The organism is Agromyces seonyuensis (assembly GCF_009789225.1).
GTDB lineage: Bacteria > Actinomycetota > Actinomycetes > Actinomycetales > Microbacteriaceae > Agromyces > Agromyces seonyuensis.
Window position 1 is genome coordinate 1 of the sequence record NZ_WSTA01000099.1, and the last position, 13,781, is coordinate 13,781.

Genomic DNA, 13,781 nt, shown 5'->3' on the forward strand with positions numbered 1-13,781 from the left:
ATCGTCCGAGTGCGGCGAGCATTTCCGGATCCTCCAAGAGGTGAGGCGGCAGGGAAGGGGGGTCCCGCCGGCGGTCGACGGAGCGTCGACCGCCGGCGGGGATGCGGAGGACTGCTAGCTGCAGCTCTTCGCGGCGTACGGCGCCGAGGCCTCGCCGGTCCGGCCGTCGCCGACGGCCGAGGCCGATGCGGTACCGGCTTCGACGGCGGCGCGCCGGGTCGTGAACGTCTGGAACACGGTGGCACCGGGCTGGACGTCGGCGAACGTCTTCTCGCCGAACTCCGACGTGAGGGTCACGTCGGCCGGAACCGTGTCGTCGTTCGTCGCGAGCACGGTGAGCGTGGCCTTGCCCGCCTTGCAGCGGACCTCGCTCGTCGCGCTGATCGCGAGCGCAGCCGGCTCGTCGAGGTCCTTGACGCGGATGTTGCGGTACGAGACCGTTTCGCCCCCGCCGTGGTTCTGGACGCCGATGAAGCCCGCGAGATCGCGTGCCGGCTGGGTGCTGGTGAAGTCGTTCACGAGCACGCCGTTGAGGTAGATCTTCAGGTTCTCACCGCGCACGACGATCTCGTACGCGTTCCACGAGCCGACGGGCTGCAGCGCGGCGGCCACCGCCTCGTTGTCGGCCGCCTGGAACGTGTAGACCGCACCCGTGGTGCGATCGACCGCGTCGGTCGCGTCGATCTGGATCTCGTACCCCTGGTTGACGGCGACCCAGGGGTCGGTGCCGGGGTTCGGGAATCCGACGAAGACGCCGCCGTTGTGGTCGGCGACCAGCTTCCAGTCGAGCTTCAGGCTGTACTCCGTGAGCTCCTCGGTGCGGTTCCAGAGCAGGCCGAGCCCGCCCTCGCCGCGGATGCTGCAGTCGTCCTGACGACCGAAGCCGCCGGGGCCCGCCATCCGCCAGTCGTCGAGGCTCGCGAGCGTGCCGTCGAACAGTCCGCGGTAGCCGTCCTCGATCGCGGCCGGCGTGCAGATGTCGGTCGCGGAGCCGACCGAGAGCACGTCGACGTTCACGTTGCCCTTGGTGCCGGACTCGTAGCGCAGCGAGATCGTGTTCGCACCCGCGACGAGGTCGAGCTCGCGCGTGACCGTCGCCCACGTCTTCCAGTCGACGGTGGACGGGAAGGCCCAGGGGCCGATCCGCTCGCCGTTGACGTAGAGGGCCACGTCCTTCGTGCCCGGCGCCGGGTTGGGGCCGTTCGAGTAGCGGACGTTGACCGGGTAGGTGCCCGCCGCATCCACGTCGACCGTGAAGGTGAACGCCGATCCGGCGTTCCACATGCCGCCGGCGAAGCCCGCGCCCGAGTATCCGCTGTGCTCCCAGTCGGCCTTGGCGCCGCCGGTCAGCGAGGCCTCTTCAGCCTCGTACCAGCCGCGGTCGGCCGGAGAGACGTAGCCCGGCAGCGTGTTCAGCGTGTACCAGGACTCGGTGCTCCAGAGTTCCTTGCCCGACTCCGACGCGAACGGTCGCGGCGAGCGCAGGTACACGACGCGTCCCTGCTTCAGCCCGTCGATCTGGAGCGTCACGGTGCGACGGTCCTCCGAGACGACGGCGGATGCCACGGAGAGGACCTCTTCGTCGAGCTTCGGCCCGCCGTAGTTGGAGGTCGGGAGATAGCGCCACTGCTTGGCCCGGTACGAGTCGGCGATCTCGGCGACCGTCTCCTCCGAGAGCGGCTCGGTGTACTGGAGCCGGAAGCCGCCGTCGACGAGTTCCATGGACGTGATGTCGAAGGCCTCGTCGCCGACCGGGACGAGCTTCTGGAGGCCGTAGGGCAGCTTGCCGCCCTCGCCCCAGTTGCCGCCCTCGCCGGTGCCGCCGACGTAGAGCGCGTCGTCGGGGCCGACGATGACGCGGTTCACGCCGACTTCGAACCCGGCGGAGTGGCGGAACACGGCGCCCTGGTATTCGCCCTCGACCTGTTCGAGGAAGGCGCGCTGCAGACCGCCGTAGGTGACGTCGCCGAAGAGCATCTGCCCGGCGAACGGTCCCTCCTCCAGGAGGATCGGCGTGCTCGGCGAGTTGCCGATCTCGTTCTGCGGGATCCACACGGCAGGCTGGGTCACCGGCTGCGCGTCGAACCGGCCGGCGGGGTTCGTGTAGTGGTTGAAGAACCGGTCCTGCTCGACGTGGACGAGCTTCGAGCTCGGCAGCCAGCCGCCCTGGTTGTCCATGGCGAACAGCTCGCCGTCGGGTCCGAAGGCGATGCCGTTCGGCGTGCGGAGGCCGCCGGCGACGAAGTCCACCTCGCCGGTTGCACGGTTCACCTTGACCGTGGTGCCGCGATCGGCTGCGGGCTGCGGGCTCGTGGTGGCGCCGCCGTTGTCGATCGCGACCGAGAGGTTCAGGTAGAAGTTCTCGTCGTCGTGGACGAGGCCGAACGCGAACTCGTGGAAGTTGCCGCCGTCGGGCCATCCGGCGACCTTCGTGCGGACGTCGAACGTGCCGTCGCCGTCGGGGTCGGTCAGCTTCGTGAGCTGGTGGCGCTCCGACACGAAGATCTCGTCGCCGATGATGTCGATGCCCATGGGGTTCTTGAGTCCCGTGGCGACCTTCGTCGCGGTGACGTCCTCGGGGCCGTCGGCTTCCTGCACGCCGGAGAGGAGGAAGACCTCGCCGGGCTGGGCGTTGGGGACCCAGCCGCCGGCGCTCACCGAGCCGGTCGTGAGCACGGCGAGCTCGCCGCCCTCCGTGAACGCGAGACCGGAGACCTTGGGCTGGAAGCCGGCCGGGCGCAGGTCGACGAGTTCGTAGTTCGGGTTCACGGCGTCGAGCCGCAGGCCGTCGCCCGCGGAGTCCTCGCTGCCTTCGCAGTACTTGGTGCCCGGGGCCGTGACGCGCACGACGCCGGCCTCGGTGCTCAGCACGCTGTTCGGGACGGGCACGAAGTTCGACGAGCCCGGCGTCTTCCACTCGAGCAGCAGGCGCTGGCCGTTGGTGGCCTCGAACATCTCGATGAAGATCTCGTGGACGCCGATGTCGAGCGTCGCGCTGCCCTCGACGGACTCCGTGCCGTGCAGGCCGTCGTTGTCGATGATCCGCGTGCCGTCGAGCTCGAGTCTCGAGCCGTCGTCGCTCGTGAGGCGGAACGCGTACGTCCCGGGAGTGGCGAGCGTGAGGTTCGCCGTGACGTGGGCGACGAAGTTGTCGGCGAGGCCGAAGTCGGCGTCGCTCGTGAAGTCGATGCCCGACATGAGCTTGTCGACGTTGGGGGTCTGACCCGACTTCAGGGTGCACAGTTCGCTGAGCGGCGGGGTCGCGTACGTGCGCAAGGTCACGCCCGGCTCCTGCTGGGGGAGGTCGGCCGCACCGGCGACGGCGGGTGCGAGGGTGCCGGCTGCGAGCACGCCGCCGAGCGCCGCCACCAGGAGCGGTCTCACCCCGCGGCGAGGAGGTTGCCGGCGCGGGCCGGACGGGACGGGTCGTATGGGCATCGTTGCTCCTTCGAATCGATGTCGCGCCGACCCGGGGGACGCACAGCCGCACCGCTGCCGACGACAAACGACGTCAGCGTAGGGCGCCTTTTGACTGCCTGTCTACAAAACTTGCTTGCGAGAATTCAGAATCCCGACTCGACCACCGCTCGAGCCACGGAAAACGGAATGTCGAGCGGGATTCATATTCGAACAATCGCCTGGAATCACGCGCATTTTCAGGGTTCATCGGATTTGTTCACCGTCGAGCATCTTTTGTTTGACTTCCGTCGAGTATTCACACTACGTTCTCCTCGAACCCGAAGAATCCGATTCTCGCGACAGCGTGGCCACGAGAATGCTCTCCGCTCTCCTGGCCCGCTTCCGACGTCGGGCTCCCGTCGTTCACCGGCCGCCCGCGGCCGTCCGCAACACGGCGCCGCCACCGCGGCGCCGCACGCGCGCTCGTCGTCGCCCGAGCGCCAGAGAACGAAGGTCACTTCCATGCAGAAGCACATCAGCCCGCGGCTCGCCGCGCGAGTGGGGATCGCCGCGCTCGGCGTCGGGATCCTGGCCGCCGTCGGCACGGGCGCCGCGGTCGCCGACGAGAACATCGACGTCTCGGTGGAGATCGAGCCCGGCACGGACCCCGGTGCGCTGTCCCTCACCGTGGCGAACAACTCCGTCGCCCTCGCCGAGGCCGCCCCGACCGTCACCGACCGCGTCTTCACCGGCACGCTCCCGACCGTCACCGTGACCGACACCCGACCGGCGGGCACGATCACCGACCCGGCGGTCGAGTGGTACGTCATGGGCTCGATCACCGACTTCAGCGGTGATGCGGGCCAGCCCGTCATCCGCTCGTCCGACTCGTTCGGTTGGGCGCCGTCGGTGCTCTCCGGCGCGGCCGGCGTCGGCGCCGGCGAGGTCGTCGAGCCGGGAGAGGGCGGCTTCGAGGCCGACAGCCACGAACTGCTCTACGAGACCTACACGCCCGGCGCCCCGAGCCAGCCCGGCGTCTGGACCGCGAACGCGGAGCTCACCCTCGAGGCGCCGCTCGACGTCGAGCCCGGCCGGTACGGTGCCACGCTGACCCTCTCGCTCTTCGAAGACGACGGCAACTGAGGTAGAGCGCTCCATCATGCGCACCGATTCGTTCCTTCGCGCACCGCGTGCGGCGGCGTCGGCCGCGGCCCTGGCCGCGCTCCTCGTCGCCGCACCCGCGGGCGCGGCCTGGTCGGCGTCGGCGGACCCTGCCGACGCTCCCGTGACCTGGGCGGTGACCCCCTCCGATACGGACGGCCCGGACGGGCGAGCATCGATGAACCTGTCGGTCGACCCGGGCGTCGAGGTCGTCGAGCACCTCGCCGTCCGCAATCTCGGCGAGGCGGCGACGACGTTCTCCTTGGTCGCTGCGGACGGGTACTACACCGATTCCGGACGCTTCAACATGCTCGCGGCGGACGAGGTGTCGACGGACGCGGGGACGTGGATCTCCGTCCAACCGACGGTGACCATCGCGGCGGGCGAGACCGCCGTCATCCCGTTCACCGTCGCCGTCCCGGAGGACGCCGTCCCCGGCGATCACACCGCGGGCATCGCCGCGTCGGTGCGCACCGTCGCCACGGACGCCGACGGCTCGCAGGTGGGCGTCGACAGCCGCGTCGGCTTCCGCGTCTCGGCACGGGTCTCCGGCGGGCTGGCGCCCGCGCTCGAGGTGCAGGGGCTGCGCGCGGCCTACGCCGCCTCCTGGAACCTGTTCGCCCCGGGTCGGGTGAGCGTCGAGTACGTCGTCGCGAACACCGGCAACACGGCCCTCGTCGTGGGCGACACGATCGGCGGCACCGAGACGGACCATGGCTCGCTGCTGCCCGGCGAGTCGCGCGCGGTCCAGGTGGCCGATCTGCCCGCGTGGCCGCTCGGCCTGCTGTTCCTCGACGTCGCCGTCACCGGCGAGGTCCCCGAGGACGAGCTCGCAGCGACCCCGGTCACCGAGACGATCGTGCTCTGGGCGATGCCGTGGGTGCAGCTGCTCGCGGCGGCCGGCATCGCACTCATCGTCGTCGCCGTCTTCGCCGGGCGGCGTCGCAATCGGCGTCGAATCGACGAACTGCTCGAAGCCGCCCGTGCCGAGGCTCGGGCGGAAGGCCGGAGGGAGTCCGAGCAGGCGGCCTCCGCCACGCGAGCGGAACTGCCCTGATGCGCCGTTCCGCTCACTCCAGGCCGCGGTGCGCCGTCCATCGCCGGGCCGCCTCGTGCGCGGCCGCATCGACGAGGGCGTCGATCTCGGGGTTGCGGCGCACGGGGAACGACACGTAGGCGCCGCGGCCGCCCGCGACGGGTCTGCCGTAGGCCTTCGCCGCGAGGGCGCCGTCGGGCAGCAGCCGGATCGTGATCGACTGCAGCTCGAACTCCTCGCCGCGGCGCTCGTCGCGCCAGCGCAGGCGCTCCGGGATCTCGACGTTGACGGCGAGGGCGGCGACGTGCGGCGCGGTCGGTTCGGCGGGCATCCTCGGGATGCTAGTCCCGGCGCGATCGAGCCGCACGGAATGGCGGCAGCGGCCGCCCGGTTGCACCCGGCATGCAGAGATTCGGGACCTTGTCGTTCGGCCACTACGGCCCCATCGGCGCCGGGCGGGAGTTGAGCGCGGCGGACTCGCTGCTCCAGGCGATCGAGCTCGCCGAGGGGATGGACGAGCTGGGCGTGAACGGCGCGTACTTCCGCGTGCACCACTTCGCCCGTCAGCAGGCCTCCCCTATGCCGTTGCTCGCGGCGATCGCCGCACGCACGTCGCGCATCGAGGTCGGCACGGGCGTCATCGACCTCCGGTACGAGAACCCGCTCTATCTGGCCGAGGAAGCGGCCGCGGTCGACCTCATCAGCGGCGGTCGGCTCGCGCTCGGCGTGAGCCGGGGGTCGCCCGAGAGCGTCGTGCGCGGGTACGAGGCGTTCGGCTACACGGGTTCGACCGACCCGCGCGGTGCCGACCTCGCGCGGGCGAAGTTCTCCCGCTTCCTCGACGCCATCGACGGCGTCGGCCTCGCGGAAGCCGATCCCTCGAGCCCCTTGGGCGGCGGCGAGGGCCGGCAGCGGATCGAGCCGCACTCCCCCGGGCTGCGCTCGCGCGTCTGGTGGGGCGCGGGCAACCGCGACACGGCCGAGTGGGCGGGCCGCGTCGGCGTGAACCTCATGTCGTCGACGCTCCTCACCGAAGACCGCGGGATGCCGTTCGACGAACTCCAGGCGGAGCAGATCGCGGCCTTCCGGGCATCCTGGCGCGAAGCCGGCCATGCGGGCGAGCCGCGCGTCTCGGTGAGCCGGTCGGTCTTCCCGATCACGACGGCCGAGGACGAGCTCTACTTCGGCGGGCGCGACGGTCGCGACCAGGTCGGGGTGATCGACGGCATCCGCTCGACGTTCGGCAAGACGTACGCCGACGCGCCCGACCGGCTGGTCGAGCAGCTGTTGCAGGATGCCGCGGTGCAAAGCGCCGACACGTTGATGCTCACGATCCCGAGCCAGCTCGGCGTCGAGTTCAACCTGCGGATCGTGCGCGCGTTCGCGGAGCACGTGGCACCGGCGCTCGGTTGGCGGCCGAACCGGGAGCGGTGACCCGGACCTCCCCGCCCCGGCGGGACCGACCACCGGCCGAGTCGCGCCGCTAGGCTCTGCCCGTGGCCGATGTGGCGGCGTCTCCGCAGACGTTGATCGCGACGCTCGTCGCGGTCGCGGTGCTCGCGGCGGTGACGACCGTCGTGCTTCGCGCCTTCCGCGTGCCCCGGCACTGGGCCCCCGCGCTCGCGATCCTCCGCGGTGCCGTGCAGCTCGCGCTGCTCAGCCTCGTGCTCGCGGGCATCATCGCGAGCCCGGTGTGGGTCGGCGTCGCGCTCGTCCTCATGTTCGCCGTCGCGAGCGGCGTCGCGGCGCGGCGGATCGGCTGGTCCGGGCGGAGCATCCTCGTGATGTCGTCGTCGATGGCGGCCGGCGTCGCGGTCGCCGGCACGACGGTGTTCGGCCTGGGCGCCCTCGACCTCACGCCGCGCTACGCCCTGGCGCTCGGCTCGATCGTGATCGGCAACGCCATGAGCATCTCGACGCTCGCCGGACGGCGCTTCGTCGCCGCGGTCGACTCGGGCTGGGACGAGGTCGAGGGGTGGCTCGCGCTCGGCGCGCGGCCTCGGGCGGCGACGCTCGCGCAGGCCCGGCTCGCGGTGCTCGAGGCGCTCGTGCCGACGACCGATCAGACGAAGACCACGGGGCTCGTGGTGCTGCCGGGCGCGTTCGTGGGTGCGGTGTTCGGCGGGCTGTCGCCGCTCGAGGCCGGACGGTTCCAGATCCTGGTGCTCGCGGCGATCCTCACCGCCGGGGCGATCTCGGCCGTGCTCGTCGCCTGCTGGCTCGGCCCCGTGCGGACCCGGCCGTCTCCGCCCGATTGAGATCTCTCGCGATACCTTGCAGTTCGAGGTACATTGCAGTTCAAGGTACATTGAGCAGCAAGGTATCGATCGGAGGATCCATGCGGATCGGGAAAGACCTCGTGGCCGCGGCTGCGACGCCCATGGTGCTCGGCATCCTCGCCGAGGGCGAGTCGTACGGGTACGCCATCCTGGCGCGAGTGAGCGAGCTCTCGGGCGGGGACCTGGAGTGGAGCGACGGGATGCTCTACCCGCTCCTGCACCGGCTCGAGCGCCAGGGACACATCGTGTCGAGCTGGGGCGCGGCGCCCAACGGCCGCCCGCGCAAGCACTACCGCCTGCAGCCGAGCGGCGCCGACGCCCTCGCCGAGGCGCGCGCCCAGTGGGCCGTCGTGCACCGCGCCCTCGAGCGCGCGTGGCACGGCCGCGACGGCGGCGCCGAGCTCGCGATCGGCGGCCTCGCGTGACCGGCTCGCACGCGGCGCTCGAAGCCCGCATCGCCGAATGGCGCGGCTACGTCGGCAAGCGGCCCGCCGTCGCCGGCACCGACGTCGACGAGCTCGAATCACACCTGCGCGACCGCATCGAGGCGCTGCAGGCGGGCGGCCTCGATGACGACGAGGCGTTCCTCGTCGCGGTCAAGCGCATGGGCGCGCTCGACGCGGTCTCCCGCGAGTTCGCGGTCGAGCACTCCGAGCGGCTCTGGAAGCAGCTCGTGCTCCACGACGCCGACGCGCCGGGCGCCGATGGGGCCGGCCGCGGCCGCACCCTGCCCGCCATCGCCGCCGCCACCGCCGCGGCCCTCGCCGTCGCCCTCGTCACCGCGCTGGGACTCGGACTCGATTCGGCGGCCGATCCGACGTTCCTGATCCGCAACTTCGCGCTCCTCGTCCTGCCGTGCCTGAGCGGGTACTTCGCCTGGCGCGGCCGGGTCCGCCCGGGCATCCTCGTCGTCCCGGCCCTCGGGATGCTCGCCGCGGCGGTCATCCTGAACCTGCCGGTCGTGACCGACGACGACACGCTGCTCGGCCTCGTCGCGCTGCACGTGCCGGTCGTGCTGTGGCTGCTGGTCGGCGTCGTGTTCGCGAACGGCGACTGGCGCAGTGGCAGAGCACGCATGGACTACCTCCGCTTCACGGGCGAATGGCTCGTCTACCTCGTGCTGCTCGTGCTCGGCGGCGGGGCCCTCGTGCTGCTGACCGGCGGCGTGTTCGGCGCCATCGGGTTGGATGCCTCCGAGGCGCTGCTGCAGTGGGTCGTGCCGAGCGGCGGCGCCGCGGCGATCGTCGTGGCCGCATGGCTCGTCGAGGCCAAGCAGTCGGTCATCGAGAACATCGCACCCGTGCTCACGAAGGTCTTCACGCCGCTGATGACGACTATGCTCGCCGCGCTGGTCGTCGCCGCGATCGCGAGCGGCAACCCGCTCGAGAGCGAGCGCGAACTGCTCGCCCTCTTCGACGCCGTGCTCATCGTCGTGCTCGCCCTGCTGCTCTACGCGTTCAGCGCGCGGGAACCGCTCGCTCCCGCGGGGTGGTTCGACCGGCTGCAACTCGGGATGGTCGTGCTCGCCCTCATGGTCGACGTGTTCGTGCTCGTCGCCATGGTCGGCCGCATCGGCGTCTGGGGCGCGAGCCCGCTGAAGATCGCCTCGCTCGGCCTCAACCTGCTGCTCGCCGTGAACCTCGCCCGATCCGCCTGGCTGCAGCTGCGGTTCGTGCGCGGACGCGCCGGATTCGCGGCCCTCGAGGACTGGCAGACCGCCTATCTCCCGGCCTATGCGGCCTGGGCCGCGCTCGTCGCGATCGCCTTCCCGGTCGTGTTCGGCTGACCCCGGAACGGGGGCCGCGCACCATAACCGGCGCGGGCGGCCCTCGTCAATCCGCATTAATGCGGAATGGCCGTTTTGCGGACGAACGTTCATCCTTGAGGAGATGTCAGCAGCGAGAATCGGCACCTGGGGTGGGGACACTGGGGACCTCGCCGGTATCCGCGCGGCATCAGGAACCGGCGGCGGGCTCAGGGCGGCGACCCTGCGCCCCCGCCGTTCCCTCGCGGCGCTCGTGTCGGCGACCACCGCCTCGGCGGCGCTGCCGATGCTCGGCGTCCTGCTGTGGGTCACCGCCGAACTCGGCACCTGGCCGGCGATCGTCGGTGCGGCCGTGCTCATGCTCGTGCTCGCCGGTGTCGCGTTCCTGCTCTACCGCCGCACGACGATCTGGGTCAGCGCGAACGGCATCATCGAACGCGGCTTCTTCGGCACCGTCACCAAGGTCGGCGTCGACGACATCGACCGCGTCCTGCGACTCGACCTCTACCGGGCGAACAGCCCGGAGACGACGCCGCAGCTCTTCGTCCTCGGCCACGACGGCCGGCGCCTCCTGCGCATGCGCGGCGAGTTCTGGGACGAGTGCGATCTCGACGAGGTCATGCGCACGCTCGGCGTCGCGATCACCCAGCGCTCGACCCCCGTGACGCTCGCGGAACTCCGCAAGACCGATCGTCGACTGCTGTACTGGTTCGAACTCCTCGGCCCCGCAAACGGCTGAGTGAGCCCGCGGCGCCTTGGGGGAGGCGCCGTCGGCGAGCGGGGCGGATGCATCGGGGGACGCATCCGCCTCGCAGTATTTCCACCCGGATGCTGCCTCGGCGTCTCAGGGCACGAGCACGAGCTTGCCGCCCGGATGCCCCGTGGCGAGGAGCTCGAGGGCCGCGGCGGCCTCGGCGAGCGGGAATGCTCGGCCCACGTGGACCTTGAGCTCCCCCGACCCGGCGAGCTCGACCAGGCCGAGTCGCGCGCCGTTGCGCAGCGCCGTGCCGGGATCGGCGCCCGGACCGCCGCCGAGGAGCTGCACGCCGAGCTCCGCGCCCTTCGCGAAGCCGTTGATCGTGGCGATGCGGCGCCGGTCGGCGACGAGCCGCGCGGAGACGTCGAGCGCCTCCTCGGTGCCGACGGTGTCGAGGGCCACGGTGACGCCGCCGGGCGCGAGTTCGCTCACCTGGTAGGCGAGGTCGAATCCGTAGGCGACCGGCTCCGCACCCGCTGCGGCCACGAGCAGGGCGTTCTGCGGGCTCGTCGTGCCGATGACGCGGGCGCCGCGCTGCTTGGCGAGCTGCACCGCCGCGAGGCCGACCGATCCGGAGGCGCCGTGGACGAGCACCGTGTCGCCCGCGCCGACGCCCGTCGCCTCGACGAGGTGGAATGCGGTCACGCCGGTGAGCAGCAGGCCGGCAGCGGCGGCCCACGACAGCGAGGCCGGTTTCGGGAAGACGTCGGCGGCCTTCGCCCGCACCTCGGCGGCGAAGCCGCCGCTCACGCGGTACGCGATCACCTCGTCGCCGAGCGCGATCGGTCCGGCCGCGCCCACGGCATCCGCGCCGACGGCGGTGACGACGCCGGCGACCTCGCTGCCGAGCCGGATCGGCGTCGAGCCGCCCCACTCCCCGCGCAGCCGCTTGGCGTCGGACGGGTTGACGCCGGCGGCGCGGACCGCGATGACGACCTCGCCGTCGCGCGGTTCGAGCGCGGGCACCTCGACGGGGTGCAGGACGTCGGGGGCGCCGAACTCGTCGGCGACGATCGCGATGGGCATGCGGGGTCCTCTCGGTTCGGTCGGGTCAGGCGGTGGCGATGCCGACGCGGGGCGCGGTCTCGGTCGAGGACGGCAGCGGGTGGAAGCCGAGCCGGGCGTAGAAGGCGCCGGCGTTCTCGTTCTCGGCGGCGTAGCCGAGGTGGAGCGCGCTCACGCCGGCCTCGGCGAGCGCGGCGCGCAGCGTGTCGACGAGACGCCGCCCGAGCCCGCGGCGCTGCGCCTCGGGCAGCAGGTCGATGTGCAGGTGGGCCGGGTAGTCGGCGAGCTCGGGGATGCGCATGCGTTCCGGGTTGCGGCCGTCGGCGATGAGCGACGCCTCGCTGTAAGCGGGGTTCGCCTCGGTCGGCGGGGCGGCCTCGGGGTGCCGGGCGTCGAAGACCGGGAGGTACTCGCTCCCCCACCAGTCGATGAACTCGGCCGTGTCGGGCACCCCGATGACGTAGCCGACGACCCGCTCGGGCGAACCGGTGACGACGACCCAGGCGAACTCCGGCGCGCGGTCGACGTAGGGCAGCGCGTAGACGTCGGGCATGAGCGAGTCGTCGGAGTACACGCCCGTGGCGTCGCCGCCCGCTCGGGCGGTCAGGAGGCACACGTGCGCCACCCCGTCGCGGTCGTCGGGCCGATAGGGGCGGATGCGGAAGTCGCCGTCGTCGTTCACCCCATCGAGCCTAGGCCCGCTCAGCGGCGTCGCCGGGTGCCGAAGATGCCCCCGAGGACGGAGGTGACCACGTCGCGGGTCGCCTTCGATCCGAGGATCTGCTCGAGCGGCGACTTCGGGGCGCTGCGGGAGCGCGACGTCGTGCGGGTGCTCCGCTCCGCCTTGCGCGCCTCGGCGGCCCGGGCTTCGGCCGCCTTCGCCTCGGCCTCCTGCGCCTCGGCCGCCGCTTCCGCCGCCGCGGCCGCATTCAGTCGCGCCGTCAGCAGTTCCGCGGCGGACTCGCGATCGAGCGCCGTGCCGTACTGCGCCATGAGCGGCGAGGCGGCGACGGCCGCGTCGATCGAGGCATCCGGGGCTGGCGACATGGCGCCCTGCGGCGCCCGGAGGCGCGCCCAGGCGACCGGGGTCGGGGCGCCGTCCTCGTCCATGACGGTGACAACGGCCTCGCCGGTGCCGAGGCTCGCGAGCACCTCGGCGAGGTCGTAGTCGCTCGTCGGATACGTGGAGACGGTCGCCTTGAGCGCCTTCGCGTCGTCCGGGGTGAAGGCGCGCAGCTGGTGCTGCACGCGCGAGCCGAGCTGGGCGAGGACGTCGCCGGGCACGTCCTTCGGAGTCTGCGTGACGAAGAAGACGCCGACGCCCTTCGAGCGGATGAGCCGCACGGTCTGCACGATCTGGGCGAGGAAGTCCTTCGATGCGTCGGCGAAGAGCAGGTGCGCCTCGTCGAAGAAGAACACGAGCTTGGGCCGGTCGAGGTCGCCGACCTCGGGCAGGTCGTTGAAGAGGTCGGCGAGCAGCCACATCAGGAACGTCGAATACAACGCCGGCTTGTCGGCGACGCCCGGCACCTCGAGCAGCGAGATGAGCCCGCGACCGTCGGCGGCGGTGCGGAGGAAGACCTGCGTGTCGATCTCGGGCTCGCCGAAGAAGACCTCGGCGCCGTCTGCGGCGAAGGCGACGAGCTCGCGCAGGATGACCCCCACCGTCGCCTTGGAGAGCCCGCCGACGCCGGCCAGCTCGGCCTTGCCGTCGTCGCTCACGAGGTACGCGAGCACGGCCCGCAGGTCTTCGAGGTCGAGCAGCGCGAGTCCCTGGGTCTCGGCGTAGTGGAAGACGAGCCCGAGGCTCGACTCCTGGGTGTCGTTGAGGCCGAGGGCCTTGGCGAGCAGCAGCGGGCCGAACCCGGCGACCGTCGCCCGGATGGGCACGCCCCGACCGGCGCCGCCGAGGGAGAAGAACTCGACGGGGAACGACGCGGGCGTCCAGTCCTGCCCGATCCCGGCCGTGCGCTGCAGGAGCTTCTCGTTGCCCGTGCCGGCGACGAGCATCCCCGAGAGGTCGCCCTTGATGTCGGCGGCGAACACCGAGACGCCCGCCGCGGAGAGCTGCTCGGCGAGGCCCTGCAGCGTGCGCGTCTTGCCCGTGCCCGTCGCGCCGGCGACGAGGCCGTGCCGGTCCGTCATCGCGAGCGGGATGCGCACCTGCACGTCCGGCTGCGGGCCGCCGTTGACGAGCGCGCCGAGTTCGAGCGCCGCGCCCTCGAAGGCGTAGCCGGCGCGGATCGCCTCGACGGCGTCGGCGTCGAGGGGTGCGTCGGCGGCGGGCTCGGCGGGGGCGGGCGGGGCGGTGGCCGGTGTGGCGGGCGCGGCCGGGTCCGACTGGGCGGCCGAGCCGGTCGGGGCGGATGCCCCGGGCGG

At 72.1% G+C, this 13,781-nt stretch carries 12 protein-coding genes; 7 read left to right on the forward strand and 5 right to left on the reverse strand.

The genetic code is table 11. The features are described 5' to 3' along the window. Positions 1–114: 114 nt before the first annotated feature. Entirely contained in the window at positions 115–3,384 is a 3,270-nt protein-coding gene (locus GB864_RS16135) for a 3-keto-alpha-glucoside-1,2-lyase-like domain-containing protein (protein ID WP_336604043.1), read from the reverse strand. A gap of 537 nt (positions 3,385–3,921) precedes the next feature. On the opposite strand from GB864_RS16135, the gene GB864_RS16140 reads away from it, so the two are divergent. Together GB864_RS16140 and GB864_RS16145 are read left to right on the forward strand one after the other, a co-directional pair. Next, the gene (locus tag GB864_RS16140) at positions 3,922–4,542 is read left to right on the forward strand and encodes a hypothetical protein (RefSeq protein ID WP_160426725.1); all 621 of its coding nucleotides are present in this window, start codon (positions 3,922–3,924) and stop codon (positions 4,540–4,542) included. A 16-nt stretch (positions 4,543–4,558) separates the two neighbouring features. Continuing rightward, positions 4,559–5,617, forward strand: a complete 1,059-nt coding sequence (locus GB864_RS16145; protein ID WP_160426726.1) for a hypothetical protein — start codon at positions 4,559–4,561, stop codon at positions 5,615–5,617. A 13-nt stretch (positions 5,618–5,630) separates the two neighbouring features. On the opposite strand, the gene GB864_RS16150 is transcribed toward GB864_RS16145, so the two are convergent. Continuing rightward, positions 5,631–5,927 (reverse strand): hypothetical protein, encoded by a 297-nt coding sequence (locus tag GB864_RS16150; RefSeq protein ID WP_160426727.1) that lies wholly within the window; start codon positions 5,925–5,927, stop codon positions 5,631–5,633. A 71-nt stretch (positions 5,928–5,998) separates the two neighbouring features. Between GB864_RS16150 and GB864_RS16155 the strand changes: the two genes are divergently transcribed. From GB864_RS16155 to GB864_RS16175, 5 genes are all read left to right on the forward strand, one after another. Continuing rightward, positions 5,999–7,030 (forward strand): LLM class flavin-dependent oxidoreductase, encoded by a 1,032-nt coding sequence (locus GB864_RS16155; RefSeq protein ID WP_160426728.1) that lies wholly within the window; start codon positions 5,999–6,001, stop codon positions 7,028–7,030. Positions 7,031–7,092: 62 nt separating this feature from the next. Beyond that, positions 7,093–7,854, forward strand: coding sequence for an ABC transporter permease (locus GB864_RS16160; protein WP_336604044.1), 762 nt, complete (start codon positions 7,093–7,095; stop codon positions 7,852–7,854). An 80-nt stretch (positions 7,855–7,934) separates the two neighbouring features. Next, positions 7,935–8,300, forward strand: a complete 366-nt coding sequence (locus GB864_RS16165; protein WP_160426729.1) for a PadR family transcriptional regulator — start codon at positions 7,935–7,937, stop codon at positions 8,298–8,300. Next, entirely contained in the window at positions 8,297–9,661 is a 1,365-nt protein-coding gene (locus GB864_RS16170; protein WP_160426730.1) for a permease prefix domain 1-containing protein, read from the forward strand. The genes GB864_RS16165 and GB864_RS16170 overlap by 4 nt, the downstream gene beginning before the upstream one ends. A gap of 103 nt (positions 9,662–9,764) precedes the next feature. After that, complete coding sequence (locus tag GB864_RS16175) at positions 9,765–10,379, forward strand: hypothetical protein (RefSeq protein WP_160426731.1); 615 nt, start codon at positions 9,765–9,767, stop codon at positions 10,377–10,379. Positions 10,380–10,484: 105 nt separating this feature from the next. Here GB864_RS16175 and GB864_RS16180 read toward each other — a convergent pair whose 3' ends face one another. From GB864_RS16180 to GB864_RS16190, 3 genes are all read right to left on the reverse strand, one after another. Continuing rightward, the gene (locus tag GB864_RS16180) at positions 10,485–11,423 is read right to left on the reverse strand and encodes a quinone oxidoreductase family protein (protein ID WP_160426732.1); all 939 of its coding nucleotides are present in this window, start codon (positions 11,421–11,423) and stop codon (positions 10,485–10,487) included. A 25-nt stretch (positions 11,424–11,448) separates the two neighbouring features. After that, positions 11,449–12,084: a GNAT family N-acetyltransferase gene (locus GB864_RS16185; RefSeq protein ID WP_336604045.1), complete on the reverse strand. Its 636-nt coding sequence runs from the start codon at positions 12,082–12,084 to the stop codon at positions 11,449–11,451. A gap of 20 nt (positions 12,085–12,104) precedes the next feature. Then, positions 12,105–13,781, reverse strand: a 1,677-nt coding sequence (locus GB864_RS16190) for a helicase HerA-like domain-containing protein (RefSeq protein WP_160426733.1), incomplete at its 5' end; no start/stop codon positions are given.